Here is a 26,278-nt window from a genome sequence, read left to right on the forward strand (position 1 = left end):
TTTGCCAAGAAATAATATCCCCTCTTCATCCCCCCACCCTCCTACCCTTTTACTCTCCTACCCCCTACCCAATTGGGATTTTATTTATACGCTGTTCCCTAAGTCTGTTGAAAAATCGAAGTTGCAAATTATCTACGATTGGGAAAAGAAATTTCAAGGACAACGCATCCCACATCGCTTTTAAAAGGGCCATGTAATTCCTGAGGTGGGCGGCTGGCATAGTGACCGCTTTTCAGCCAGAGATCAAATGCTGCATCATAAAGGCGACCACTGACAATGAAGACTTCTTCGGGGTAAGGATGGGATTTTCCACCAAAGGCGATCGTATCTACACCTGGAGGATTGTGCATCCAACGAGAGAATCGGCGCTGGGTGCTCTGGGCATACAGTCCCACCACTATCTAGGCACAGACCCAAGCATGGCGCAGATCTGACCAAGGGCATTGACGGATCAACTCCAGCACGACATCATACAAGCGTGGGGCGTGTTTTATGGCTCTTGTTTGTTTTTTGCTTAACAACACCTACACCCTTTCTTGCTCAATCCCCAAACCTCAATCTGGGTATGTCTTTTAGCTCTCTTTCATTCACTTGTGTCAGTCAATCAGTTCAATGGGTGTCTGGCAAGGTTCGGTTAGTTTTAGAATTTCAGCCGGATGAACCTGAAGAATCTGTAGAGGCAGTTCCCGACTCAGAATCTGGAGCCTCCCCTTTAGACGAAATTCGACAAACGATATCTGACTAATCATCCCCATGCCTGACAAAACAATCCGAATCACGATTCCGAAAGCGGTGCGCCAGTACGTCCTCGATCGCGACAACCACCAATGCAAAAGCTGTGGCAAAACTAGCCCACACACCAAACTCGAAATCGATCACATCATCCCCCTCGCCAACGGTGGCAGCAACGACCTCAGCAACCTCCAAACCCTCTGCCGTACCTGCAACGCCCAAAAACGCGATCGCTTCGACCCCCGCTTCGATCCCCACTTCCACTAGCCTCGATCGCCTAACCGAAAAATATCGTGCGTTTTCAGAATTCGGTGCCATGATGGGGACTCATGGGTGTAGTGAATTTGACACGTGTGGCGCATGGACAGTTTACGATCGGCATTCCGTGGTAGCTTATGGGCTATGGCAGAAACAGGCAACCGCGATCGCATCAGTCAACAGGTACTTTTGGCGAACCTTTGGTTAGCCCTCCTGTCATTGGCTGTGAAAATTTGGATTGGTTGGGAAACCCGATCGCTCATGCTGCTGGCCGAATCCCTCCACACCGTCATTGACGCCTTCAGCGCCGTTCTTAGCCTCATCGCCGTCCTTCTGCCCTACCGCCACAATGGACGCGAAGTCTGGAGCCATGGCCGCCTGGAATCTACCCTCGCCCTATTTCTCGTCTCCCTCCTCGGGTTTGGTGGTTTGGGCCTCGCCAGTCTTGCCCTTAACCAACTCACCGCCAGCCCCAGCCTCGCCCACCTGCCTCGCCTCACCGTCACCCCCGCCATGATTCAAGTCCTGGCCTGCGTCTGTGTTGCTCAGGTAGCCCTTGCGATCGTTCAAAACCGCCAAGCCCAACGCTTCAGTAGTCTCGCCCTCGGCACCAACGCCCAACACTTCCTCAAAGACGCTTGGTTGCTCGTCGTTCTGCTCGTTGCACTGCTGGGTCTATGGCAGGGCTACAGTTGGCTCGATCCACTGGTCACGATCGCCATGGTCATCACCGCCGGACTCAGTTGCTGGCGTGTCCTCGACATTCAACTCCCTCTAATGCTGCGGCAAATTGCCATTGCCCCCGAAGCCATCAACCAAATCGTGCGACAAGTGCAAGGCGTCACTCAGTGTTATCAAATTCGATCGCGGGGCGTTGTCGGTCGTCAGGTGTGGATTGACCTACGCATTATTCTACACCCCGAATTCCACAGTGCCAGCAACTGGGTCAAACAGCAAATCGAAGCCAATCTACGCGATCGCTACGGCCCCGTCCAAGTCGCCGTCGAAATTGATCCAATTGATGGCGAACCCCTCTATCCCCAAGACCTGCCCAAACGCAATCCCGATCGGGAACTGGACGGGCGCTAATCGCTGAAGGATTTTGTTGGCAGATTGCTGAGGGAAGTACGATAGCGATTGCTCGAACAATCAATGGAACGATTAGCGCGATGATTGGAAAAACTATTGAAAAAAACTATTGGGGATCTGCTTTGCTAGGGGGAACCTTCTCGACCCCCGCCACCACTTCAATCACCTCTTTAACGATCGGGGCTGCCGTGGTTCCCCCGTAGGCCAGTCCCCCCGGTTCATCCAACACCGCCAACACCACATAGCGGGGACGATCTACCGGGAAAATTCCTACAAAGCTGGTAATAAATTTAGACGCAGAATAGCCGCCGCCCTCCGTCGCCTTTTGCGCCGTTCCCGTTTTCCCCGCAATCCGATAACCCGGAACCTGTGCTGCTTTCCCCGTCCCTTCCGCAACCACCGCCTCCATCATTCGCAAAATGGCATTAGTATGGCTGGGGGAAAAGATTTGCTTCGGCATCGATCGCTGGGGTTGCCAGTGGGGCTTGCCTTGGCTGTCATATAATCCACGCACCACATGGGGGGTCACCATCCGGCCCCCATTCGCCAGCATGGCATGGAGCTTCACCAGTTGCATCGGCGTTAAGGCAAACCCCTGGCCAAAGGATGTCGTTGCCGCTTCGATCGGGGAAGTCATATAGGTTTTGCGATCTTTTAAGTAGCCCGGAGCTTCAAAGGGCAGATCAATTTCCGAGGTTTGCCCCAAGCCAATGCGCTCCAGCCAACTGTAGTACACCGACGGCTTCATCGTTTGGGCAATCCGTACCATCCCCACGTTACTGGAATACTTCATCACATCCGTCAGACTGATTGCCCCCCGCCCCGCATTGTCAGCGTTATTAATCGTCCAGCCTTCAACCGTCACCGCACCCGTATCGTTAAAGTAATCCGTTAGCTTAATCGTCCCCGCTTCCAAGGCGATCGCCACATTAATCGGCTTAAACGTAGACCCCGGTTCGTATAAATCCGTCAAGGCCCAGTTTTTAAAGGAAGCCATATCCTTCACATCCCAATAGCGGTTGGGATCGAAGGTGGGATTCGTGACCATGGCCAACATACTGCCATCCTGGGCATCCATCACCATCACTAGGCCGCGTTTGGCACCAAATTCATTAACCCGACGATTCAAAATCCCTTGCACCGCCCGCTGAATCCGGTTATCGATCGTCAGTTGCAACCGTAGGTCATCCTCATGGACAAACCCATTGGGTATGCCTTCAGGCAACATGGTTCCCATGCCTGTTCGGTTGAGGCGTACTGCCTTTGCTGCCCGATCGAGCAAATGCTGGTAGCTAAATTCCACACCGCCTTGACTTTTCTGCTGCATGTCCACGTAGCCCAAGATATTGGCCATTACATCCTGTTGGGGATAGAGCCGCTGTTGGGACGGGGTAAAGTCGAGGCCGTCAATGTAGAGTTCTTTGATGCGGTTGGCGGTGTCTTCTGTCAAACTATCGGCAAGGCGAATTCCACTCTTGGCGGAATCTAGTTTTTTTTGTAATTCCGCTACCGGACGATCGAGAATCGGTGCTAATTTCGCAGCAACTTCAGCGGTGGAAAGTCCAGCAAAGTAGCGAGGATGGGCGTAGAGCGTAATCGAGGGTTGATCGATCGCGACCACATTGTTGTTGCGATCGACGATCGGACGGCGGGGCGCAAAGGGCTTGAGGTAAGTCGTCTGCTGTTGCTTCGCACGTTCTACTAAGTCGCTGGCCTGAAACACTTGGAGGCGCACTAGGTTGGTACCCAGTAGCCCTACTCCCAGCAGCAAAACCCCCCAAACCAAACGAAGCCGTCCCACAGAAGGCCGTGTTTCCGGTTTGTTGGGAAACCGGATCGATCGGAATGAACGACGACGACGAGCCTCAGAAGGGTAACGCACCTTAGTATCCTGGGGTAATTAGCTGGAGGGGAATTAGCCGAAGGGAATTAACTCTGGAAAAACTAATAACTTACAAATTTAGGGAACAGTGAACCCATAACATCCCTGGATGGGATGGATGGGTCAAGAGGTAGATGAAGAGGGCTGTGATTTAGCCGCAAATTGTCTTAATAGCCAACAGGGGAAATTGGACGGGATTGAGCCTCCTGTTCTGACGACTTTACGTCTTTAGGCGGTCGGGGAGGAGCGGGTTTGATCAAAATCAAGTGATCTGTACTTCGAGGAACCAAGCCATAGTCAGCGGGTTTGGCATTTTTGGCAATTTCATTCTTCATGAGCTCACTATTGGCGGTGAGTTGCCGTTCGTTGCGCCGAAATTGCTCTAGGCGTGCAAATTCCTTACCCCACAGTTGTTGGGAGTAAATTGTTAACCCATAGGTGACGATCGCACTGCCAGCTAGAACTAAAGTCACACCCACGCTCCATTGCTGTACTTGCAAGAGCGATCGCAACCATGATGGCACATGGGCAGGGGGCGGCAACGGACGAACCGTGGTTCGTGCGCGAAGAGGCGTCACAGTAGAGGTCTGCTTGGGTTCCCCCTGAGCGCGAAGGGGACGGGCGGTTTTCCTGGGATCCGCCTGTGTCTGGCGCATAGGACGAGAGGACGACCTAGGGAGTCGTTTGCCAGATGGACGAGGACGCATACCTATAGACATAGACCGCGATAGACCTAATTACAATGTGAGAATGGGGAGTCTCAATTTGAGAACCACACATTGAAGAATGCCCTATATTTTAAGCACACCTGTCCCGAAAGATCTCCGTTAATTTGTAAATTTCCGTAGATTGCTTGAGGCGGCTACCGGAACGGTGCAAATTTAGTCACAATTGTGTCAAATTCGGACACAATTGTGACTAAATTTGGTGAGATCCCCAAGCATTCTCTCTGTGAAGAGGGTAAGAGGGATTATCGATTGCCCTGGCCCGACGGTAACATCAAGCGACTCATAATTCGCCCGTCTTCCAGCCGACTGAGGCTAAAATCCCCTTGCATCGCCGTGATGAATTCTCGGCAGACTGCGAGGTGAAGTCCTGGTGGTTGGCTCAGGGTGCTAGGAGCTAAGGGGTCTAATAGAGAATTGCCTTCTAAATCTTGGAGTAGGCGAGATTCGATCGTGCCATCATCGGTAATGGCCACCTCAATCCAACGGCGATCGAACTGACGACACCAAATATCAATCCGGCCTCCTGCCTGCGATCGCAGGCAAGCACTGAGAAGCAGTTCATAGAGCACCATTTCCAGCTTGGCGGCATCGCCGACAACCACGGGATTATCTTCATGGTGTACCTGCGACCACAACTGGCGTTCTTTGAGAATGGCATCAGCGCGATCCATCGTGCGCCGCACGAGGCCAATCAGCGGCAGGGTTTCTTGACGGAACTTCAGTTGCCATTGTTCTTCGGCTAGCGTGGTTGCCAGCGGAGACAGCGTATCTTGCATCTGACGCAGAATTTGCTGTTGGCGGGTGGCCATGAGCGAATCTGCGCCGGGTTTTGCCAAGTCGAGGAGCTTCTGAACACCAGCGTGGGTAGATCGATAGATTTCTTCTAGGTGACGGTGCTTGTACCAGCCAATTTGCTCCAGTTTGAGCCGTTCGCTTTGCAGGGTGCGTTCCAGTTTGAGGTGGCGGCGAGTCCCCGCAAGTTCGCCTGCAAGGAGTTCCAAGGCGCTGAGATAGCGATCGTCCCACTGCCGTTGATCACCATCGGCAACAAATAACACGCCTGCGGGTTCATCTTCTGCATTGGTGCGGAGACAAATTGCGAGTAGTTGCCCCATCCCCTGGGTATTCAACCATTGCCGACTTTCTCCTGGCACTTGGCTGGCTCGCAAGACCATGACACCTGCGTGTTCTAGGGCCATGCGCAGCAGGGGATCAGCATGTACAGAGACTTTCAGGTTACTCCCTAGGGCATAACGACGATCGGAGGAATCGGTGGAGACCACTAAGCGCCCAACCCGACGGCCTGGAAACCAGGAGACGAGAAAGGCTAAGGGGGCATCCAAGACGCTGGCGATCGATCGCAGCGCCGATTGTTCCAATGCCTCGATGGTCAAACTCTGGCGCATCCCCGTCATGCTGCGCTGAATACTATTGGATAACTGTTGTTGCTGATCTAGGCGTTTTTGGAGTTGCCATTGGTGCAGAATCAGACCAATTTGCTGGGCCACACCGCCTACTAAATCCTGTTCTGCCTGGGTCCACGATCGAGGCATTTCATGGCAAATAATGAGCAGGCCACTCTGGGCTTGGCCTGCTGCCGTGGGACTGACCACCAACGATCGCACGCCGACTTCCAAGAGTTGGTTGCGCCAAGCTGCAAACCGTAAATCATCTTCGAGATTCTCGATGCCTATAGCCTTTGGGGTGCGCTCTAATAATTGACGATCGATATCACTCAATGCAGGCAAAAACATCGAGCAAGCACGGCGATTTTTGGGCTGATTTTGATAGCACAACTCAAACCGCTGATGGGTTTTGTCATAGAGGGCCACGATAAACCGTTCGGCTTTTAGCCGTTTACCCAGCAGGGAGGCCGCCCGAGAAATGGTGGATTTCCAGTCGTGGGCGCTATACAGCGATTGGGCGATTTCGGATGTGAGGGTGTGATCTAGTTGGGTTTGCTGAATGACGGTTTCCATTTCTTCCAGTGGTGCAGCCATGGCTAACATTTGGGCTGCGCCCCGCAGAAATTGTTTTTCTTCCTCTTGCCAAATTCGAGGTTCGTTGCCTTCAACGGCGAGAAATCCTAGCAATTGGCGTTGATAGAGAATCGGAGCTGCCAAGAGAGATCGAGCTCGGATCAGTTGCATCAGGCGGGCGGTGGCATCGGCTCGTAGGGAACTGTGGGCTTCTCCGATCGCGACGACTTGATCGTTCAATAGAGATTGATAGAAACTGCCGATCTCTTGGGCCGTAATCCCCGGAGCTGGATTATTGATGTCGAGAAAGCCCGTTGTCCTAGCGTGGTTACTCAAGCGTCGCCAAAAATAGCGCTGATTGGGTTCAAACCAATAGACGTTGGTGCGGTTGGGCAGGACAAAGCGATGGGTTTCCTCGATAACAGCCTCAAGGCGTTGGCCCAAATTACTGAGTGATCGCATTTGATGCAAGAGTGCGAGGAGCGATCGATCGGGACGCTTAATCTGTTGACGTTGCCACTCCAGTTCTGCTCGATGGAGGGTGGTGGCTAATTCACCGACAACCATCATTAAGCAGGTTTTTTCTTCAGTTGTCGGAAAGGTTCCCCAACGCTGGGAGCCCAAGATGACTACCCCAAAACAGCGATCGCGATGGCAGATCGGAAAAATCATCGTGCCCTGAATGTTGTGCTTTTGGGCAATCCGTCGCCATTCTCCTGCCCGCATTTCCTGCTGTAAATCGGCTAGGGCGATGGGGGATTGCTGGAACACTACTTGCTCCAGTAAATCGCCTGCGGTGAGCGTAAACCGTTGCCGAAGAAAATCTGCATTCTGGTGGACTATGATATGGCCACCTTTACCGACCATGCGATGGTCAGCTCGATCGTATAACCCAATCCAAATAAGGTCGTACTCGGGAGAAAAGGTTGAACGCAGATAACTGAGCGTTGTTTCAATCAAAAAGTCACTATCATCAGCCTCTCGCAGGGTTTGCAGGACTTGCCCCAGCGTGACGAGCTGTTGTTCATAGAGATTTGGTTCTTTGACAGGACCCATGGGCAAAGCGTGGTTTGGCAAACTCAGTGAAGGACTCAGACTCTGGACAGATGGTCAACGGGTTGAAGTGACGATGTTTGGAAGCTACAACTTAACTTTTAAAGTTCCCTGAAATCTGGGGGTTTTACCAGATTTCAGGGAAACCAGAATTTTTTATTTCTTAAAAAGATTTGTTTGCCAAACACGCTATCCCCACTCATTCTCCCAGTTATCCACTAATTAAGTCTGTGGAGACTCAGATTGCTGTCTCGTTATAGCAAATTCCCCCTGAGACTCAAACTAATCCGCCATAATTTTTGATTCTTTTCTATAGAATGCCACTGTTCCGTTAATCTTAATGCCACTCTTTATTGCAAAGGTTGGGAGAGTTTTAAATTAGGTGTACGGGGGGGGCCCTCAGCAGGGAGCCTCTCTGTCTACGAGGATTTCAAAGGATCTGCTGTTTTCTTGATAATTTTGGGAACTGACCTTGATTGACTTTTATTCTACGATCGTCCGTCCTATTCTGTTTTCTGGCCTCAAGGCTGACCCAGAATGGCTGCATCACCAAACCCTAGAGAGGTTGCATTGGTTGGATGCTAAAGCGCCGATGAGTCTTCGCCTGTGGCTGATGCAGCGGATGGAGGCTATTTATGGGCTGTCTGAGCCGCGATTAAACCAGACGCTTTGGGACTGTCCGTTTACAAACCCGATCGGGTTGGCGGCAGGCTTTGATAAGGATGGGATGGCGGCGGGAATTTGGCCTGCCTTTGGTTTTGGGTTTGCTGAGGTGGGCACGGTGACGGCTCAAGCTCAGCCGGGAAACCCAAAACCTAGGTTGTTTCGTTTGATGGATGATTGGGCCGCATTAAACCGTATGGGGTTCAATAACCAAGGGGCCACCGCCCTCGCCCATCAATTAAGTGGACATCGGGCTAGACCACAGCAGTTCCCGATCGGGATCAACCTGGGCAAGTCTAAAATCACGCCTCTTGAGGAGGCTGCGCAGGATTACTTAGCCAGCTTTCAGCAGTTAAAAGCGCTGGGTGATTATTTCGTGGTCAATGTCAGTTCGCCCAATACACCGGGCTTGCGATCGCTCCAGTCGATCGATCAACTAGAACCCATCTTTGCGGCACTTCAACAGGAAAATTGCGATCGCAAACCGCTCTTGGTGAAAATTGCGCCGGATTTGGCCGATGAGGATATTCGGGCTGTGGTGGACTTGGCCCAACAATATCAACTTGCGGGCATGATTGCAACGAATACAACGATTCGGCGGGATGGTCTGACAACGAAAATTTTGGCCGCGACCGGAAAATCTGTCCAAGAAGAAGCGGGGGGGATCAGTGGCGCACCTGTGAAGGCGAGATCAACGGAGGTGATCCGGCTAATTTACCAACAGACCCAAGGGCGTTTACCAATTGTTGGCGTGGGAGGAATTTTTACGGCTGAGGACGCCTGGGAGAAAATTACGGCTGGAGCGAGTTTGCTACAGGTCTACACGGGATGGATCTATGAAGGGCCCGGTATGGTTAAGCGAATTCTGCAAGGACTGGTTCAAAAAATGGATGCAGTGGGTTTGGTCTCGATCTCCGATGCTGTAGGGTTGGATCACCGTGTTCCATAGCGGGTCTGCCTGAGGGCGACGATACCATAGGGCGATTCCAACCGATAAACTGGGCGATCTAATCTAGCAGTGGGTTGATCGCCCAATTTTATCTTCCCCAAGAACCAGCGCTGGGTCAGGGTAACGACCTTACGGATCCTTAGGATGCCTTGATGAGCGTGGGATGGCTGAGAGATTGGGCTAACATGCGGCGATACAAATTACTCAATTGTGCGCCGACACCAGCCCAGCTAAAGTTTTGATGTACCCGTGCAGCCGCCTGACGCCGTAGCTTTTGAGTCCAGAGATCATCTGTTAACAGGCGATCGATGGCAGCCGTAAAGCCTTCTACATCCTGAGGGGGCACGAGTAAACCCGTTTCTTCAGGAATGACGGTGAACTTCAAGCCGCCAACATCAGAAGCAACAACGGGGGTACCGCAGGCCATTGCTTCCACAGCGACTAGACCAAAGGGTTCGTAATGGCTGGGAATCGCACAGACATCTGCAGCGGTGTAGTACAACGGCAAGCGATCGTGGCCAATTTGTCCGGCAAAAACGGTGCAATCGGCAATGCCAAGTTCCTGGGTCAGTTGCTCAATGCGGCAACGCTCTTGGCCGTCGATATTGTTCGGGTCACTGCCGCCGACAATGACCAGTTTTTTTGGGGTGCTGTCCGGGGTTTGCAATTGCGCAAAGGCACGGACTAGGGTTTCAATTCCTTTGCGGGGGTCAAAGCGTCCAACATAGAGCACGATCGACTCCTCAGCGGTAAACCCAAGTTGGTGTCGTGCGTCATTTCTGGATTGACGATGGAACCGCTCGATATCGGTACCACAGGGAATGATTTCGACATAACCGTCTTGGGAGACGAGCGATCGTAGATGTTCTAGTTCTTGGGGACTGGTGGACACCACACAATCACCGGATTCGAGAATGGCTTGTTCGACCTGTAGGCGGGTGTGGGCAATGGGGGGCTTGTGTTCTACGGTTTTATATTTAACGGATCCCAGGGAGTGGTAGGTATGAATTAACTGAATGTTGCTCCGTTGCTTCAGTTGTAGGCCGACCCAAGCAGACATCCAATAATTCGTGTGAATCAAGGGATAGTTTGTGCCTTCTTTGGTTTGGAATTTCTGAAACGCTTCCACGAATTCGGGCAAGTATTGAAACAAATTATCCCGCGCAATGAATTCTTCTGGGCCTGCGGTTAAACGAATTGTGCGACAACCGGGGGCATGGTGCACGATTTTGGGCTGGTCGGCATGGCTCTTACGGGTAAACATATCCACTTGCCAACCCAGTTTAGCGAGGGCTTCCCCGACTTCGCGCACATACACATTCTGGCCACCTGCTTCTTCTCGACCAATTTCTACTGCTGGATCGCCATGGACTGAAATGAGCGCGATCGATTGGCGCGATCGGGGACTGGAAGCTGCAAAGTCTGGAAATTTGGTTTGCGAGACTTTGGGCTGTAAATTGGTTTGGAGAATTTTAGATACTAATGGTTGACTGTTGGACTTAGACATCATATTGACCTCAAAACGATGGATATTCAATGCACTTGATAATCAGACTCTATGAGGGTCAGATTATCTAATTGTTAATCTCGAAAAAAACGAATCAACTATGCATTCAGGAACAGGATTAGGTTTTGACGCTTATCACTCCTGTTAGTACTTAACTGTTAATCCTTAGCTAGCCGTAATTAATTAGCAGTACGAAGTATTGAGTAGTAAACGTGTTTAACTTCATGGCTGACTTTATTTGCGACTTCATAGCCGACTTCTTAATTTCAATGAATGGGTGTCAATCAATACACTGTTGATTCAATGAGCAATAGATGAATAATGCAACAATTGAGCTAAAATAATCGCGCTAAGAGCATTTAACTAGAAGAAGCTAAAATAGCAGTTAAAGGTACTCTATTGTTGAAAGCTCGTGAAGAACACACTCTAAAGAACTAGATGAAAGCCTAACTAAAGAGTGAGATTCGAAGTGTGTTGCAAAATCATCCAGAAACTAAAATCCTAATTCAGAACAGTTTCAAGTACGGAGGGGATAATAGGGAAACTCGCTTCCACCTATTAGGACTATGTGTTCGATTCATAACTAATCTCCTTAATCATCCTAACTGGTCAATAGGTTGAACCCGATCGAAAGACCTCAAGAAGTGATTAGTCCTGTATTCAGTGACTGTGTTCTTGTATTCAGTGATTAGTACCGTATCTTTAGTACTGTGTTTGCTACATGAGTAACAAGTTGAACATCTATAACAAACAGCTTCTACATGAAGAGTTATAGACTTATTGATTCCAGAGACAAAAGTACGGATAGCCCCACCTAAATCATTCTAAGCCCATTAAATTTCTATTAGTTTAAGAGAAAAAATCCCGATAAGGTGAATAATAAAAGCTTTTTAAAATAACTTTTCTGAGATTGAGAGTAAAAAAGAAAGGGACTTCAGACTTCCTAGGAGAGCTATCAAAAAAAGGTTCGGATATCCGAACCTTTTAAGCCTGTTTCTACTAGGAATTGTGGCTAAATACACCGTTATTGAGAATCATGGCAGTGTATTTCATGCTTTTTTTTCGTGTGTTTTTCAGCAATAACCTTTATCCTGCCTCTGTAATAAAGACTCTGATTTCTCTAGCAATGCTTCAGTGATTCTTCTTGAATTTCTGAAAATATTCTTTGCAATTTCTCTGAGATTAGGGTGATTTAAACGACACGATCGTTCGATGGCGCGGATCACTGGCAACCGTTTTTACGTTGGTAAATCCCGTTTTTTCTAGATTCGCTTCCACATCAAAGGTGTAATATTCATCACTCCAGGGTTCTGTACTTTTCATCAACGTAAATAAAACTGGAGGCAGGTTTTGAATCACTGGAGATTTGGGATTGTTATCTACGATCGCGAAACAGCCACCGGGCCGTAGCAACCGTAACACTTCTTGGAAAATTTGGCGGGTGGCCGCTTGGGGCAGTTCATGGAGCACAAATTGCAGGGTAATTAAATCGAAGGAGGCATCGGGGAGGCCCGATCGTTCCGCTTGGGCATGGAGCCATTGGGTAATTTCATGGTTCACATCCCGCTGTTGCGCCACCGCTAGCATGTGGGGCGACAGATCCAGCCCGATCGTTCGCACAGGCGTCTGCTGCCGTTGTTGATAGAAGCGGTGGAGCGTAAAGGTCGAGATTCCCACGGAACAGCCGATATCCAGCACATCCTGCACGGTATCCGGGCCGCAGTCGGCTAGGACTTGGTGGAAGGTCGATCGCAGGCGATCGTGGGCAACCTGCCAGGTTAGCGGCTCATTCTTCCAGACCCGTAATGCCATGGCATAGGTGGCGGATTCTGCTTCAAAGGCGGCATCCCAGCAGAGGTTGCCCGCATCGTAGGCGTGGAAGGGGACTTGGTAATAGTCGGGGTAGGTAACGGTGGGATTGGTAACCTCTGCCAGCCGATCCTGGAGGCCGGAAGCGGCTAAGGTGGCGTAATTTTTGCGCCATGCTACCCCATTTTTTTCAGCGGTCTTGATCAGGACTTGCCGTGCCTGCCGCTTCATCAGTTGGTAAATCGGCTTAGTTTGGATGAGGACATTGACAGCCCGTGATAAGAAATCTTCCCCAGCCCAATCTGGCTTCGTTTTGGTTGTTGTCATCGTTGTCCTCACCTAATCATCTATAAAAGTCTATTTATTCCATTGATTTAATTCTAGGATTTTAGGATCCCTTTGGCATTGAGTCCACAGAATAAATCGCCCGAATCTGTTCCCATAAATGATCCCACGATCGTGCGGGTTCTTGACAAGCCAATCCCTGGCACAGGAGTCCCACTGATCCTGGAGGCAGATCATGGGTCAGTTGCAAGACAGTTGTGGGGAGGTAATCCTGGGCTAATTGGGTGATGCCGTCTGGGGTGGTACGGATCAGGGTGCCATGGTGGAACCAGTCTAGGGCTGTAAATAAGCTGGGGCAGGACTGAGGCGATCGCTGAAGAATGCTACTGAAGGCCATCAGTGCTTTTTCCGCTCGATCACGATAACTTAACTGCTCTGTTAGCAGGGATAATCTGACTAGATTCGCGATCGCGATTCCGTTGGCGGAGGGGGTTGCATTATCCAAGTAACTCCGCTCCCGTAGTAACAAATCTTGGCTAGCATCCTTCGCAGTATTGAAATATCCGCCATTTTCTTCACTCCATAGATAGAGGTCAAATTCCGTTTGTACCTCGATCGCCGCAGTTAGCCAGGGATCGGCCTGATCGGGCGCGATCGCTAACGTCGCTTGGTGTAGATCTAACAAGGCTTTAATCAAAAATGCATAGTCTTCTGATTGGGCAGGAACGCTGACCTGTCCACTGTAATTTAAGCGATAGAGGCGTGAGTTTTGCCGTTGCTGGGTGAGGATAAATTGGGCACAATGGGTCGCCAAATCTAAATATTTGCTGTGGCCTAAGACCGCAGCCGCCCGTGCCAGCCCGGAAATCATCAAGCTGTTCCACGCCAGAATCATTTTGGTGTCCGTTACGGCGGGGATGCGCCCCGGCCAAAGATAGGTTTTTGCCGCTTGATTATCGGGGGCGGGGGGGAAGGTTATTACCTGGGCTGGGATCGCGCCGTAGCGTAGGGTAAATAGTTTTTCTAGGGCCGTTTCTGCCGTCGAACTTAATGCTCCTGGGTGACTGCGTTGTAGGACATTGGAGCCTTCAAAATTGCCAGCGGGGGTGACGGTAAATTGTGCGGTGAGTTCTTGTAATTCGGCGATCGTCAGTTGGGCTTGCAGGTCGTCAAAGTGCCAAATGTAGAAGGCTCCTTCCTCGGGTTCTGCGTCATCCGGTGTTACGAAACTATCGGCATCCTGGGCGGCGTAGAAATAGCCTTCGGGCGCGGTCATTTCCCGTTGCAACCATTGGACAGTGCGATCGATCGATCGGGCAAAACTGGCGTCCTGGGTGCCCAAGCTCCAGAGGTTTGCCAAATATTCCATAATTTGGCCATTGTCGTAGAGCATTTTTTCAAAGTGGGGGACTGTCCAAGTGGGATCCACCGTATAGCGGTGAAACCCACCTGCAACGTGATCAAAAATGCCCCCCAAGGCCAAATCTAGGCCCCGTTGCACGGCAATTTCTGCAGTATTCTCGTGGGTTTCTACGGCTAAGCGTGTGTCTCGCAGGGCCGCATCCGCATAGGGAATCATCGGAAAACTAGGGCCAGGGTTTTTGCCTGCAACAATGGATGTGCTGTAGCCTAATCCCTTGCGCAGAACGGCGAGATCGATCGCGGCATCGGGATTGAGCAAAGCCATTTTTTGCAATCCACCCAGGATTTCTTCAGTGATTTCTCCTAGCTTTGCTTTATCTTGATCATAGAATTTACGCAATGATTGCAACACTTGCAAAAAACCGGCCCGTCCATATTTGGGTTCGACGGGAAAATAGGTGCCGCCATAGAAGGGAATTAACTCGTCGGGCGTCAGAAAAATATTGAGCGGCCAGCCCCCCTGCCCCGTCATCATCTGCAAGGCTTGCATGTAAATGCTATCGAGATCGGGGCGTTCTTCCCGATCGACTTTAATGGGCAAAAAGTAGGTATTGAGGTAATCCGCAATGATGGGATCGGAAAAAGCTTCGCCCTCCATCACGGTGCACCAATGACAACTGGAATAGCCGATCGAAAGAAAAATAGGTTTATTGTCCCGCCGCGCAGCTTCTAAGGCTTCATCGCACCAGTACCACCAATCGATCGGGTTATTGGCATGTTTGCGAAGATAGAGACTTTGCGCCTGGGCGAGATAATTTGGCATGGTAAAAGATTAATAACAACGGATGAATCAAGGAATCAATCAGGCAACCATCCATCGACGGGGTGGCTTGAATTCGATTGTAAAAGCTCAACCGTAAAAAGTTAGAGCCGGAAAGTTAGACGGTGAAAGGTTACGTTTTTTTAAATTGTGAATCAGGAACATCAATGCACTGTGGACGCATAGGTCATGCTGTAGGTCAGCAATCCAGGAATTGGGCTGGGATTAGCTGGGACTAAACATATCCCTGCTGATAAAACCAATCAACGGCTTCTTGAATCGCTTGACGAATGGGGGTTTGGGGTAAATTTAATTCTCGCACAGCTTTGCTGGCATCATAGAACATCCGCTGTTGAGCCATGCGCACCCCATCGATCGGGACGGATGGCGTTTTACCTAAGCGGGCCAGCAGTTTTTCATCGAGCCAAGCAACCCCAAGGGGAATCCAACTGGGAATGCTGTGCTTGGGCGCAGGCAATCCCGTCAGATCCGCCAATTCATCTAAAAATGCTTTGAGGGAAAGATTTTGGTGGCCGAGGATGTAGCGATCGCCCGATCGACCTTTTTCCAATGCCCGTAGGTGTCCCCAGCAGACATCTTGGACGTGGATAAAGTTTAATCCGGTATCCACATAGGCGGGCATTTTGCGACGTAGAAAGCGCAAAATAATGTCTCCTGTGGGGGTGGGTTTGACATCCCAGGGGCCGATCGGACTGCTGGGATTCACAATCACAATGTGTTGGCCGGATTGGGCTGCTTGAATGGCTTCCTGTTCTGCCCAGTATTTCGATTGTTTATACACACCGATTAACTTATTTGGGGAGGATTGATAGATTTCGTTGGTGGTTGGAGCGTTGGGATCAATGCCGATCGCAGCGACGGAACTGGTGTATACAGTGCGTTCAATCCCGGCTTGGCGTGCTGCTTGCAGAATATTCCGGGTGCCTAATACATTGGCTTGGTAGAGCAACTCTCGATCGCGCTGCCAGAGAGAATAATGGGCTGCTACATGGAAGAGTGCTTCACAACCTTGTAACAAGCGAACTAAGTTGGGATCGGTTAAATCCCCTTCGACGAGTTCCAAATTTTCGTCATGATCTAAATCTGCTAGATTGGTGCGCGATCGCTGGGGCCGCACTAAGGCTCGTACGCTGTACCCTTGAGCCAACAATAGCCGCACGAGATTGGCTCCCACAAAACCCGTGCCACCCGTCACAAATGCTTTCATGGTTTAGGAAGCACAATTGTTACGTAACAATTTCCTATTGTTACAGGTTTTGCCAGGAATTCTTTACGTTTTCGGATTGCAAAATGGCTAAAGCAATGGATGGAATAGTCTATTCATAGGCTTTTGAGCGATTTTTGTACGATCGCTCACGCCTAATTTGTGGATGATGCAGGATTGAAAAAATGAAAAGACTACCCGTAAAATACCGATGAACACTGTTTTTTCAACATTGTTTCGATATTGTTTCGATCGTGCATAGGTTTGAGTTCGTAATCCGATGATGATTTCCGGGGGCTACGGTCTAGATCTATGGTCTGGATCTTATGGTCTGGATCGACGGTCTGGGGCCACTTGAGTCCATTGTCTGAGGGGAGTTCTTGCAAGAGTCTATTGATACCCTTGGTATAACTAGGAGATCATTTGTATGGTGCTGACCTACCGCAGCTTAGTTCATTCTTTGCGCAAAATTTCCGATCGCTCCATCCATGGAACAGGTCGCTCTTTCTGGATAGCGGGGATTGTGGGGGTATTTGCCCTGAGCGGTTCGATCGTGCGCTTGGCTGAAGCGAAGACCCGGCCCACGACGGCCACCGTTCAGCGCGCTTCTGCTGGTGTAAAAGCTACTAAAACAACGAAATCTAAAGCGACTAAGCCCCAAAAAACAGTCTCTCTAAAACGACAATCTTCTCCTCGGCATCAGGGGCAGAAACTAGCAGTCAATCCCAGCGCCAAGCCGCAATCGGTGAAAACCATTTCCCAGGTTGCGCTGCCCAAGGCAAAAACCCGTAGTTCGATCGGCACCCTAGCCACCCGCAGCTATCCCCAGGATTGGTGTTTGGTCACGACGGGGGAAACGGCGCTTTTCCGGGATGCGAGGGATCAAGTCGATATTTTCTGTGGGGGTGATCAGCCTGCTTTGGAGGTTACTCCAACGGCGGTACAAAGTTTTTTCCCGTCTCCCCCAAAATCTTCAAGTTCCCTGCGAGTTTTACCGATGGGTTCCTGTGATTCCCAACGCCGTGATGTGTTTAAAGCGCAGAATAATCAAGTTTTTGCAGGGGATCCGAAACGCTATGGGGTTGACATTGTTTGTATGAGTACCCGTTAAGAAAGCGGGTAGGAGATGGGAGGATTTGCGGGCGGGGTCGGTGCAAAACCATGGCACACTCTAGAAGACCTGGATTGTGGCTGAGTGACTGTGAGTGTTCTAACGATTTTGGTGCCCCAGGGGGCAGAGTATCAAGCGGTGTGCCGAGGGCTGGAATCCCAGCGCATTGCCAATCGATCGCCGCAGGTCTTTCTTCAAGAATCGCCCCCAGCCTTACCTCAGGTTTTAGCAATCCCGGCGGGCTTGTCGCCCGTTCAGCGCTGGCTGGAACAGTTGGTACGCAAGCAAACTCCGTTGCCATCGGCGGTGCTGGTGCTGGGGCTGTGCGGTGCCCTGCACGATCGGGGGGATCAAGCTGCGATCGGATCTACCGTGGTCTATCGCGCCTGTCTGGATCCTCAGGGAAAACAGTGGGACTGCGCGGATCTCCGCCAGATTGGGTTAGCGTCGGATAGGGCTGCTAGTCTGGCATTGCAACCCGCCAAGGGGATCAGCTGCGATCGGGTGATTCACCTCGCCCAGGAAAAGCAGCAGCTCGCCCAGCAGGTTCAGGCCGACGTGGTGGACATGGAAAATACGGCGATTTTGGAATTTTTTAGCCGCTACAACATTCCGGTGGCGATCGTGCGGGTGATCAGTGACGATGCCCAGCACGACTTACCTGACCTCTCCCAGGGGTTTGATGACCAAGGCCAATTGCGCCCGTTGGCCCTAGCCCTGGCCATGGTGCAACGCCCGATCGCGGCAGTGCGACTCATCCGGGGTTCCCTGACGGCTCTGAAAATCCTGGAGCGCTTGAGTGGAGAACTGATACAATCACCCTGTCCATCTCAAGACTGAAGATAAACCGTGGTGTCTCAATCGTCCCGTCGGCTCTTAGTGGCGGCTAGTGGAACTGGAGGGCATGTGTTTCCCGCCGTTGCGATCGCCGAACAACTTTCGGACTATCACATTGAATGGCTGGGGGTGCCCGATCGCTTGGAAGTGCAACTGGTGGGCGATCGCTACCGTTTGCATACCGTGCGGGTGGCGGGCTTCCAGGGCAAGCCGGGGCTGGGAACGATTAAAACCCTGATTAAGCTGATTCGGGCGATTGGGTCGGTTCGCAAAATTCTGAAACAGGGGAAATTTGACGGTGTGTTCACCACCGGGGGGTACATTTCCGCTCCGGCGATTTTAGCGGCCCGAACGTTGGGGCTGCCCGTGGTGCTGCATGAGTCCAATGCGCTACCGGGTAAGGTGACTCGGTTCTTTGCGCCGCGCTGTACTGCCGTGGCGATCGGTTTCCAAGCGGCGGCTCAGTACCTCAAGGCGAAGACGGTGTACACGGGAACGCCCGTGCGGGCGCAGTTTCTGGCAGCCCCGGAATCGGTAGATAATTTGGACGATTTGGGCATTCCTGAAAACGTCCCGTTAGTCGTCGTTGTGGGGGGCAGTCAGGGCGCAGTGGCGGTGAATCGGTTGGTGCGGCAGTGCTGTCCGACTTGGTTCGATCGGGGCATTTGGGTGGTGCACTTGACGGGGGAATCCGATGCAGAAGCCCAAAGTTTACAGCATCCGCAATATATTGCCCGATCGTTCTATCACAATATGGCGGCTCTATTTCGTCGCGCCAACTTGGCCATCAGTCGGGCGGGGGCGGGAACGCTCACCGAACTGGCGATCGCGCGTACTCCGTCGATTCTAATTCCCTATCCCTTTGCGGCGGAAGATCACCAAGCCTTTAATGCACGGGTCTTTGTGGAAGCGGGGGCGGCGGAAATGTTCCGGCAAGAACAACTGATTCCGGAAACCCTACAATCGATCGTTTTGGAATTGCTAGATTCTCCAGATACGTTAAAGAAAATGGCAACGCAGGCAGAATCACTAGCTGTACCGGATAGTGCAACTCAAGTGGCGGACTTACTGCGTCAGTTAATTGAACGCCATTCCCACAGATAAATCATCAAAAAAGCAGGATTGCAATTATTGGTAGGATTGCAATTATTAGCCCTTAAATACAAAACAGCACGATCGAATCGATCGTGCTGTTTTTCAACTAACAACCAGCCATTAACAATCCAGTATCAACAACTCGTCATTAAACATGAACCATCATTAAACACTAACCATCCATCGCGGCAACCACATGGCGCATCTCATCAACCGCAGCATGACCATTCTTTTCATGGCCGTTGGATAAATGGTGGGTATGCCCATTATTCTTTCGGGGCTGAATCACACCATAGCCACCGTGATTGCGTTTATAAATCACATTGATTTCACTCGTTTCTACATTACAGAACATGTAAAAATCGTGATCAATATTCTCCAATTGCTCAAGGGCATCTTCCATGGTCATGGGGGGCATGGCAAAGTATTTCACCCGTACCACATCTGACGGTAAAGCAGGATCTCGATCGAGGTTCAGATCGGTTACTACAGGCTGTTCAGCCAATGCCACAGAGGTTTTGACCGGTTCCCGGTTGCGTTCCCGGCGTTTTTCTTTGTACTTGCGGAGTTGTCGAGCCAGTTTGTCTGCCACCATGTCAATGCTAGCGTAGAGGTTCTCGGAACTCTCTTGGGCTCGTACCACATTCGATCCGTTTACAAAAATCGTAACCTCCGCAGTTTGCCTGGGAGTTATCCGGGGGTTCCGTTCGACCGACAGATCGACATCCACTTCGGTTAATAGATGGTCAAAATGGGACGCTGCCTTTTCAATCTTCTGATGGACATACTCACGAATCGCATCCGTAATATCGATATTTTTGCCCTGGATAACAAGCTTCATAGAGCTTCCTCCCCTGAAAGGATGGGTTAGTTGAGCATTCAAATAAATTTGTGTAAGCAATACACAAATCACATTACACAAATGACATCATACAAACGACATCTATAGCGTTCTAACAAGGTCTGTGACGATGATGTTAGAAAGTATAACGAAAATGTTTCCCGATCGTGGCCTGATTTAAATAAAACTGTTGGAAAACGTGGAGTGTTACTTTCCGAATCAAGTCATTTCCCTGAAGTTCTACAGACGTAACCCGATGCTAACACCTTGACTAAAAAACCCACCACTAGAGCTTTCTCCATCCTGGAGATAGGCTAGGGTGAGTTCATTGGGCGAGTCTCATATGCACAATAGATTTGTAGTGCGAGATGGTTTTCAAGATGCATCGCTGAATCAGGTTATGTATTTAACCTAACATCTTCCTTGGATCAAAACGATTAGTTTTAAAAGTGTGTTGCATCCTGTGACAATTCTTGATTTAACTGTCTGGAAAAGCTCGTAAATTCTCCGATGGCAAGTGCTACCTTGGTAAGTTGGGGCCGAAGTCAGTTGGGATGAAGAGCAGTTGCCGTTCAGGGGACTGGAGCCAGCACAGATGAAAAGAGCATTCACACCTTAAAATAGGTAGGCTAAAGCGTGCTGAAGGGAGAGCAACGATGGCCACCATTGCCGTAATTGACTATGACGCAGGAAATCTCCACTCGGCCTGCAAAGGATTAGAAGCGGCGGGTGCTTCTCCCCAGGTGACGGATTCTGCTACGGAACTGGAAAAGGCAGATGCGATCGTGCTGCCGGGGGTGGGGTCTTGGGATCCGACGGTGCAGGGGATTCGATCGCGGGGGTTGGAAGGGCCGATTAAGCAGGCGATCGCGGCGGGTAAGCCGTTCCTCGGCATTTGCATGGGGTTGCAGGTGTTGTTTGAATCCAGCGAAGAGGGACAGGAGCCGGGGTTAGGCATTGTGCCCGGTACCGTGCGCCGCTTCCAGCCGGAACCTAGTATTACCATTCCCCACATGGGCTGGAATCGCTTGAGCCTGAATCAGCCGGATTGTCCGCTGTGGCAGGGCATTCCGGAACAGTCCTGGATGTATTTTGTCCATTCCTACTATGTGGATCCAGCTGACCCACAGGTGCGAGCCGCGACGATTACCCATGGCACGCAAACGGTGACTGCCGCGATCGCCACGGGTAACCTAATGGCGGTACAGTTCCACCCGGAAAAATCCTCCGACGCGGGAATGCACCTTCTCGCCAATTTTGTCCAATGGGTGAATTCGAGACAGGCCGTGGCTGTCTAGGGTGGGACAGATTGCATGAGCCTACGAATTTATGGCAATCGGCTGCTGAAAACCTTGCCGGGGCTGGAAACTCGCCCCACGACGGGCAAAGTGCGGGAGGCGGTGTTTAACGTTTGGCAGGGGACGATTTCCGGCTGTCGCTGGTTAGATCTCTGTGTGGGGAGTGGCGCGATGGGGGCGGAAGCGCTGTGTCGAGGGGCGGCGCGGGTGGTGGGCATTGAGCAGTTTCCCAAGGCCTGGGCGATCGCCCAGGAAAACTGGCAACGGGTGGCCCAACCGGAGCAGCGTTTCCAAATTCTGCGGGGGGATGTGGTGAAGCGTCTGCCTAGTTTGGCGGGGCAACAGTTCGATCACATTTATTTTGATCCACCCTATGATGGCAATTTGTATGAACCTGTATTAAGGGCGATCGTAGAATATGACCTTTTGGCACCCCAGGGAGAAATTGCGGCTGAGCATCGGCCAGGGCGTTTGGACGTGACGATCCCCGGTTTGGTGTGCTGCCGGGAGAAAAGCTATGGCAATACGGCGGTGACTTTTTTCCGGCGGGAGGGGTCAGAAGAGGCGATCGAAATGGGCGAGGCTCTGGTACATTAGTGGCCGTTCAACCTTCTGACTTTAAGATCATGATCCAGCCTGCGCAAACTCGGTCAGCCCAAGCTCCCTCTTCCCAAGCTCCCTCGTCTCAAGTGCCGCAGCAACCAGCCCCACCCCGCAAAGGCGTTCCCCTCTGGGCTGCGCTGTCGATCGCGGTCAATGGCTTGGTGTTACTGGCGGTGTCATTAGTTGTCTGGAAGCCGCAATTGTTGACTTTGTTACCGCTGCCCCAGCCCAACGTTGCGCCGATCGCTAGCCCGGAGCCAACGGTTGCTCCTATGACCGATCCAGCGGAGGCCGGAAATCGGCAACAACTGGGCTATGAGCAGTGGTTGGAAATTTTGCAGAAGGAAGCCAACGCCGTGGCTAAAAAAGCACCCGATCGCTTGACGGTGTTGCTGGGGGATTCCCTGAGCCTCTGGTTTCCCACGGAGTTGTTGCCGAGCGATCGGACTTGGCTGAACCAAGGGATTTCGGGGGAGAATTCTGCTGGCTTGCTGAAGCGCTTGAATTTCCTGGATGAAACGAAGCCCCAGACGATTTTTCTGATGGTGGGCGTGAATGATCTGATTAAGGGGGTTCCGGAGGATCAGGTGGTGGCGAATCTTCGCCAGACGGTGCAAACGCTGAAGGAAAAACATCCCAATAGCGAAATTGTGCTGCAAGCGCTGCTGCCCCATGGGGGAGAACGGTCTACGGTGAAGGATCGGGACGCTTTGCTGAAAGTTTCCAATGAGCAAATTTTTAAGCTGAACCAACAGATTGCCGCGATCGCCCAGGAGGAGCAGGTCTTTTTCCTGAATCTTTATCCCCTGTTTGCGGATGGTGATGGTCTGCTGCGCCAAGACCTCAGCACCGATGGTCTGCATTTGAATCGGGAAGGCTACAACGTCTGGCGGACGGCGTTAACGGTGTTTAGCCAAACGAAGCTGGCTCAACCGACGATTACGCCTCCCGAGCAGGAGACGGGTGAGGCTTCTGGTGCGGCGGCTGGGGCAACGGCGGCTAGTCCTGAAGCGGGTGGGCAGACAAGTCCTGAAGCGACCTCGGAAGCGACCAAATCCGTGACGAGCGAATCTACTAGTTCTGAATCGAGCGCTCCTGAAGGGCAGTAATAGAGACGATCGGGTCTAACTTGGGTAGGAATACCATGGTCTGGGGCGCAGAAGGCTAGGAGAATGCCCCAGACCTCCTTTATCATGGGAAAGCATGAAAACCGCAGTGGGGAAACGTTTCTCCGGGGTGAAGAGGAATGGATACAAAAGCTTTTAAACGATCGCTGAACAATTCTGATAACTATCACCGTAAGGGGTTTGGCCATGGGGAGGAAGTGGCCAGCACCATGGAATCGGAGTACCAAAGTCCGCTGATTCAAGAGATTCGGGAGAAGAATTACGTCCTGAAGCGGGGCAATGTGACGATTCGTTTGGCCGAAGCGTTTGGCTTTTGTTGGGGGGTGGAGCGTGCGGTGGCGATGGCCTATGAAACCCGGACGCATTTCCCGACGGAGCGCATTTGGATTACGAATGAGATTATTCACAATCCTTCGGTGAACCAACGGCTGCGGGAGATGAATGTGGAATTTATCTCTGTGGAGAATGGCCAAAAGGATTTCTCTGGGGTGCAGGCGGGGGATGTGGTGATTCTGCCTGCGTTTGGGGCGAGTGTGCAGGAAATGCAATTGCTCAACGATCGGGGTTGTACGATCGTGGATACGACCTGTCCTTGGGTGTCGAAGGTGTGGAATACGGTGGAGAAGCACAAGAAGGTGCAATACACTTCGATTATTCACGGGAAGTACAACCATGAGGAAACCGTTGCGACGAGTTCCTTTGCAGGGACTTATTTAATTGTGCTGAATATGGCGCAGGCGGAATATGTGGCGAATTATATTCTGCACGGTGGCGACAAGGCGGAGTTTATGGCGAAGTTCAGCAAGGCGATGTCGGTGGGATTCGACCCCGATCGGGATTTGCAGCGGGTGGGAATTGCGAATCAGACGACGATGCTGAAGGGCGAGACGGAGGCGATCGGTAAGTTGCTGGAACGGACGATGATGCAGAAGTACGGGCCAGATAAGCTGAATGAGCATTTCCAGAGTTTTAATACGATCTGTGATGCGACCCAGGAACGGCAGGATGCGATGTTTGATCTGGTGGAAGACAAGCTGGATCTGATGGTGGTGATTGGCGGTTATAACTCGTCCAATACGACGCATTTGCAGGAAATTGCGGTGGAACGGGAGATTCCGTCCTATCACATTGATAGTGCCGAGCGGATTTTGTCCAACAATCGGTTGGAGCATAAGCCGTTGGGGCAGGAGTTGATGTTACAGGAGAACTGGTTGCCGGAGGGTGACATCGTTGTGGGGATTACTTCGGGAGCTTCGACACCGGATAAGGTGGTGGAAGAGGTGATCGAAAAAATCTTCGCGCAAAAGTTGGAATTGGTTGCCAGCTAGTTATCGAAAATCTCGTCGATCGCGTGGATTCGATCCCCCTAAATCCCCCTTAATAAGGGGGACTTTGACTAAATACTTCGATATTCCCCCTCTTTTCTGGTGTTGGTCATCTCTAGCGCAGGAATTGAGGGGGAATCATCATTAAGACTAGTGTTTGCGAGTTCCTAGATAACAAGTATGCATTTGTCGAGCCTGCGGCATCCTGAGGGAAAACTAAAGTTTATAGATTTCATCCTACAGGCTTTCTTCAAAGACCAAGATTCAACTTGGAGAAGTTAGCAACGCTAATTATCCTGACAAGAATTCAGAATAGTCTCTGGTTACAGGATATTTATGCTCAGGAGTTCTAGTGATTAACCCTTTTGGAGTTGTTATGCTACGCATATTTTTAGCAGTTAGTGTACTTGCAGCCAGTCTCACTTTCTCTGCGATTGCCCAGGCAAAGCCCTATGGTGCAGAATGTCGGTTTGAGTCAGATAATCAAACGATTAATGATGATAAATGCGATGTGGTATTCGAAGGCAGTCTAGATGAACAGTACGGAACTAGAACCTTTGTTCCTCAAAAGGCGACCATTACGTGGTTTGATGGCGTAAAGACACAAATTACCTTCCAGGAAATAACAGAGTTCAACAATGGTGTTCGATCGGGCACTGCACTCATTGATGGTTATTCTTACGAATTTGTGGCCTTTGGTTCTGGAGGTTATGGTTTCAAGCGGTATGATCCTGAGACTGGCAAAACTCGGTCAATCCAGTTAAGTAAGTGGACAGGACGCTATAAATAGCCAACTTTCAGGAATTCTACTCAATCCATTGCAAGCTGCATAAGTATTTCAGATGTGGATTTATGAATCCAACAAGATCTGTAAACCAAATATCTACCTGAATTCTGAAAAATGACAAAATACAGGGGTTTTTCAGGAAGTTCTAGAGAATTGCTGTATTGAGAACTAAGCCAGGGTGATACGACGCTAAACCAGTTGGCACAATTTTGCTGATTTCCCGGAGATGATGATGAGTTTGATTAAACGTAGTGTGATTGGATTGCTGGGTTTGGGTTTGGTGATGGTGAATGCGTTGCCTGGGATGGCTCGGCCTGCTTCGATCGATAGTGAAGGTTGGGGCGCGATGGTTCGATCAGGGCCTTCGCTTAAAACGAGGTCGCTCGATAGCTTGCCCCATGGAACGCCTGTGGAAGTTCTAAGAATTACAACTAGCCCAGACAGTGGTTTGTATTGGTATTATTTACGATCGACGGGTAAATTACGAACCGAAGGCTGGGTTGCTGGTGAATTAGTAAGTTTTAAGTCTAGTAATCAAACCTATGGCACCCTGGCTGGATCTCCGGATGATGTGATTAATATTCGATCGGCTCCTAGTTTGAAGGGGAATGTGGTTCATACTGGGGTTGTGGGGGATTTGGTAACGGTGGGTCGATCGTCGCGGGATGCGGGCTATCGTTGGTATTACATTACCTATCCCAATGGCTCGAAGGGTTGGGTGCGGGAGGATTTGATTTCGGTGTGGCCTCAGGGTTGTATTATCACCTGTCCGGCTAATTAAATATGAGTTCGATGAATTCGTGGTGTGGCTCGATCGTCGGGGCTGCTGCGCAGCGAAGATCGGGGAACTTCTCCCCGCCCCCCTGCGTTGTCAGGGGACTCTACTCCCCCGACACCCCCCGAAAGTGTACTC

Annotated in this window: 22 protein-coding genes; 12 read left to right on the plus strand and 10 right to left on the minus strand. The window is 50.8% G+C overall.

Going from position 1 to position 26,278, the window contains the following annotated elements; all coding sequences use genetic code 11:
• Positions 1–128 precede the first annotated feature (128 nt).
• Positions 129–395 carry a hypothetical protein gene (locus ACN4EG_RS07760; protein ID WP_431628765.1) on the minus strand — a complete coding sequence of 89 codons (267 nt, stop codon included), beginning with the start codon at positions 393–395 and terminating at the stop codon, positions 129–131.
• A 170-nt stretch (positions 396–565) separates the two neighbouring features.
• Here ACN4EG_RS07760 and ACN4EG_RS07765 point away from each other — a divergent pair, with 170 nt between their 5' ends.
• Positions 566–745 (plus strand): KGK domain-containing protein, encoded by a 180-nt coding sequence (locus tag ACN4EG_RS07765; RefSeq protein WP_431628766.1) that lies wholly within the window; start codon positions 566–568, stop codon positions 743–745.
• Here ACN4EG_RS07765 and ACN4EG_RS07770 read toward each other — a convergent pair.
• A complete protein-coding gene (locus tag ACN4EG_RS07770) occupies positions 742–1,050 on the minus strand; it encodes a hypothetical protein (protein WP_431628767.1) in 309 nt (102 codons plus the stop codon). The two genes, ACN4EG_RS07765 and ACN4EG_RS07770, sit on opposite strands and share 4 nt — an antisense overlap.
• Before the next feature lie 42 nt (positions 1,051–1,092).
• Here ACN4EG_RS07770 and ACN4EG_RS07775 point away from each other — a divergent pair, with 42 nt between their 5' ends.
• Positions 1,093–2,079 (plus strand): cation diffusion facilitator family transporter, encoded by a 987-nt coding sequence (locus ACN4EG_RS07775; protein ID WP_431628768.1) that lies wholly within the window; start codon positions 1,093–1,095, stop codon positions 2,077–2,079.
• A gap of 106 nt (positions 2,080–2,185) precedes the next feature.
• Here ACN4EG_RS07775 and ACN4EG_RS07780 read toward each other — a convergent pair whose 3' ends face one another.
• The 3 genes from ACN4EG_RS07780 to ACN4EG_RS07790 all read right to left on the minus strand — a co-directional run bounded on the left by ACN4EG_RS07780 (position 2,186) and on the right by ACN4EG_RS07790 (position 7,724).
• The gene (locus tag ACN4EG_RS07780) at positions 2,186–3,961 is read right to left on the minus strand and encodes a peptidoglycan D,D-transpeptidase FtsI family protein (RefSeq protein ID WP_431628769.1); all 1,776 of its coding nucleotides are present in this window, start codon (positions 3,959–3,961) and stop codon (positions 2,186–2,188) included.
• Positions 3,962–4,128: 167 nt separating this feature from the next.
• Positions 4,129–4,617: a hypothetical protein gene (locus ACN4EG_RS07785; RefSeq protein ID WP_431628770.1), complete on the minus strand. Its 489-nt coding sequence runs from the start codon at positions 4,615–4,617 to the stop codon at positions 4,129–4,131.
• Between the two features lie 314 nt (positions 4,618–4,931).
• Positions 4,932–7,724 carry a sensor histidine kinase gene (locus ACN4EG_RS07790; protein ID WP_431628771.1) on the minus strand — a complete coding sequence of 931 codons (2,793 nt, stop codon included), beginning with the start codon at positions 7,722–7,724 and terminating at the stop codon, positions 4,932–4,934.
• 469 nt (positions 7,725–8,193) lie between these two features.
• Here ACN4EG_RS07790 and ACN4EG_RS07795 point away from each other — a divergent pair, with 469 nt between their 5' ends.
• The gene (locus ACN4EG_RS07795; protein WP_431628772.1) at positions 8,194–9,333 is read left to right on the plus strand and encodes a quinone-dependent dihydroorotate dehydrogenase; all 1,140 of its coding nucleotides are present in this window, start codon (positions 8,194–8,196) and stop codon (positions 9,331–9,333) included.
• Between the two features lie 139 nt (positions 9,334–9,472).
• Here the strand turns inward: ACN4EG_RS07795 and ACN4EG_RS07800 are convergent, their stop codons facing one another.
• The 4 genes from ACN4EG_RS07800 to hpnA all read right to left on the minus strand — a co-directional run bounded on the left by ACN4EG_RS07800 (position 9,473) and on the right by hpnA (position 16,344).
• Entirely contained in the window at positions 9,473–10,840 is a 1,368-nt protein-coding gene (locus ACN4EG_RS07800) for a glycosyltransferase family 4 protein (RefSeq protein ID WP_431628773.1), read from the minus strand.
• Positions 10,841–12,022: 1,182 nt separating this feature from the next.
• Positions 12,023–12,976 carry a class I SAM-dependent methyltransferase gene (locus ACN4EG_RS07805; RefSeq protein ID WP_431628774.1) on the minus strand — a complete coding sequence of 318 codons (954 nt, stop codon included), beginning with the start codon at positions 12,974–12,976 and terminating at the stop codon, positions 12,023–12,025.
• Between the two features lie 61 nt (positions 12,977–13,037).
• On the minus strand, positions 13,038–15,119 hold the full coding sequence (locus ACN4EG_RS07810; RefSeq protein ID WP_431628775.1) for a thioredoxin domain-containing protein: 2,082 nt from the start codon (positions 15,117–15,119) through the stop codon (positions 13,038–13,040).
• Positions 15,120–15,351: 232 nt separating this feature from the next.
• Positions 15,352–16,344 carry a hopanoid-associated sugar epimerase gene (gene hpnA, locus ACN4EG_RS07815; RefSeq protein ID WP_431628776.1) on the minus strand — a complete coding sequence of 331 codons (993 nt, stop codon included), beginning with the start codon at positions 16,342–16,344 and terminating at the stop codon, positions 15,352–15,354.
• 424 nt (positions 16,345–16,768) lie between these two features.
• Here hpnA and ACN4EG_RS07820 point away from each other — a divergent pair, with 424 nt between their 5' ends.
• The 3 genes from ACN4EG_RS07820 (at position 16,769) to murG (ending at position 19,393) form a co-directional block, all read left to right on the plus strand.
• Entirely contained in the window at positions 16,769–17,452 is a 684-nt protein-coding gene (locus ACN4EG_RS07820) for a hypothetical protein (protein ID WP_431628777.1), read from the plus strand.
• Between the two features lie 90 nt (positions 17,453–17,542).
• Positions 17,543–18,292: a phosphorylase family protein gene (locus tag ACN4EG_RS07825; RefSeq protein WP_431628778.1), complete on the plus strand. Its 750-nt coding sequence runs from the start codon at positions 17,543–17,545 to the stop codon at positions 18,290–18,292.
• A gap of 9 nt (positions 18,293–18,301) precedes the next feature.
• Positions 18,302–19,393 carry an undecaprenyldiphospho-muramoylpentapeptide beta-N-acetylglucosaminyltransferase gene (gene murG, locus ACN4EG_RS07830; protein ID WP_431628779.1) on the plus strand — a complete coding sequence of 364 codons (1,092 nt, stop codon included), beginning with the start codon at positions 18,302–18,304 and terminating at the stop codon, positions 19,391–19,393.
• Between the two features lie 163 nt (positions 19,394–19,556).
• Here the strand turns inward: murG and hpf are convergent, their stop codons facing one another.
• Entirely contained in the window at positions 19,557–20,225 is a 669-nt protein-coding gene (hpf, locus tag ACN4EG_RS07835) for a ribosome hibernation-promoting factor, HPF/YfiA family (RefSeq protein ID WP_431628780.1), read from the minus strand.
• A 656-nt stretch (positions 20,226–20,881) separates the two neighbouring features.
• Here hpf and hisH point away from each other — a divergent pair.
• The 6 genes from hisH to ACN4EG_RS07865 all read left to right on the plus strand — a co-directional run bounded on the left by hisH (position 20,882) and on the right by ACN4EG_RS07865 (position 26,146).
• Positions 20,882–21,523, plus strand: a complete 642-nt coding sequence (hisH, locus tag ACN4EG_RS07840; protein ID WP_431628781.1) for an imidazole glycerol phosphate synthase subunit HisH — start codon at positions 20,882–20,884, stop codon at positions 21,521–21,523.
• A gap of 15 nt (positions 21,524–21,538) precedes the next feature.
• A complete protein-coding gene (gene rsmD / locus ACN4EG_RS07845; RefSeq protein WP_431628782.1) occupies positions 21,539–22,120 on the plus strand; it encodes a 16S rRNA (guanine(966)-N(2))-methyltransferase RsmD in 582 nt (193 codons plus the stop codon).
• 29 nt (positions 22,121–22,149) lie between these two features.
• Positions 22,150–23,235 carry a GDSL-type esterase/lipase family protein gene (locus tag ACN4EG_RS07850; RefSeq protein ID WP_431628783.1) on the plus strand — a complete coding sequence of 362 codons (1,086 nt, stop codon included), beginning with the start codon at positions 22,150–22,152 and terminating at the stop codon, positions 23,233–23,235.
• Positions 23,236–23,372: 137 nt separating this feature from the next.
• Positions 23,373–24,581 carry a 4-hydroxy-3-methylbut-2-enyl diphosphate reductase gene (locus ACN4EG_RS07855; RefSeq protein WP_431628784.1) on the plus strand — a complete coding sequence of 403 codons (1,209 nt, stop codon included), beginning with the start codon at positions 23,373–23,375 and terminating at the stop codon, positions 24,579–24,581.
• A 373-nt stretch (positions 24,582–24,954) separates the two neighbouring features.
• Complete coding sequence (locus ACN4EG_RS07860; RefSeq protein ID WP_431628785.1) at positions 24,955–25,368, plus strand: hypothetical protein; 414 nt, start codon at positions 24,955–24,957, stop codon at positions 25,366–25,368.
• Between the two features lie 229 nt (positions 25,369–25,597).
• Entirely contained in the window at positions 25,598–26,146 is a 549-nt protein-coding gene (locus ACN4EG_RS07865) for an SH3 domain-containing protein (protein ID WP_431628786.1), read from the plus strand.
• Positions 26,147–26,278: the final 132 nt, after the last annotated feature.

It is taken from the genome of Alkalinema pantanalense CENA528, assembly GCF_050753345.1.
Lineage (GTDB): Bacteria > Cyanobacteriota > Cyanobacteriia > Leptolyngbyales > Leptolyngbyaceae > Alkalinema > Alkalinema pantanalense.

Excerpts from the sequence above, each read along its gene's own strand:
- ACN4EG_RS07820 (WP_431628777.1), top strand. The coding sequence starts at position 16,769 with ATGGTGCTGACCTACCGCAGCTTAGTTCATTCTTTGCGCAAAATTTCC.
- ACN4EG_RS07860 (WP_431628785.1), top strand. The coding sequence starts at position 24,955 with ATGCTACGCATATTTTTAGCAGTTAGTGTACTTGCAGCCAGTCTCACT.
- ACN4EG_RS07785 (WP_431628770.1), bottom strand. The coding sequence starts at position 4,617 with ATGCGCCAGACACAGGCGGATCCCAGGAAAACCGCCCGTCCCCTTCGC.
- ACN4EG_RS07775 (WP_431628768.1), top strand. The coding sequence starts at position 1,093 with ATGGACAGTTTACGATCGGCATTCCGTGGTAGCTTATGGGCTATGGCA.
- ACN4EG_RS07770 (WP_431628767.1), bottom strand. The coding sequence starts at position 1,050 with ATGGCACCGAATTCTGAAAACGCACGATATTTTTCGGTTAGGCGATCG.
- ACN4EG_RS07765 (WP_431628766.1), top strand. The coding sequence starts at position 566 with ATGTCTTTTAGCTCTCTTTCATTCACTTGTGTCAGTCAATCAGTTCAA.
- ACN4EG_RS07855 (WP_431628784.1), top strand. The coding sequence starts at position 23,373 with ATGGATACAAAAGCTTTTAAACGATCGCTGAACAATTCTGATAACTAT.
- rsmD (WP_431628782.1), top strand. The coding sequence starts at position 21,539 with ATGAGCCTACGAATTTATGGCAATCGGCTGCTGAAAACCTTGCCGGGG.
- ACN4EG_RS07790 (WP_431628771.1), bottom strand. The coding sequence starts at position 7,724 with ATGGGTCCTGTCAAAGAACCAAATCTCTATGAACAACAGCTCGTCACG.
- ACN4EG_RS07850 (WP_431628783.1), top strand. The coding sequence starts at position 22,150 with ATGATCCAGCCTGCGCAAACTCGGTCAGCCCAAGCTCCCTCTTCCCAA.
- ACN4EG_RS07800 (WP_431628773.1), bottom strand. The coding sequence starts at position 10,840 with ATGTCTAAGTCCAACAGTCAACCATTAGTATCTAAAATTCTCCAAACC.
- ACN4EG_RS07810 (WP_431628775.1), bottom strand. The coding sequence starts at position 15,119 with ATGCCAAATTATCTCGCCCAGGCGCAAAGTCTCTATCTTCGCAAACAT.
- hpnA (WP_431628776.1), bottom strand. The coding sequence starts at position 16,344 with ATGAAAGCATTTGTGACGGGTGGCACGGGTTTTGTGGGAGCCAATCTC.
- ACN4EG_RS07805 (WP_431628774.1), bottom strand. The coding sequence starts at position 12,976 with ATGACAACAACCAAAACGAAGCCAGATTGGGCTGGGGAAGATTTCTTA.
- hisH (WP_431628781.1), top strand. The coding sequence starts at position 20,882 with ATGGCCACCATTGCCGTAATTGACTATGACGCAGGAAATCTCCACTCG.
- hpf (WP_431628780.1), bottom strand. The coding sequence starts at position 20,225 with ATGAAGCTTGTTATCCAGGGCAAAAATATCGATATTACGGATGCGATT.
- ACN4EG_RS07865 (WP_431628786.1), top strand. The coding sequence starts at position 25,598 with ATGAGTTTGATTAAACGTAGTGTGATTGGATTGCTGGGTTTGGGTTTG.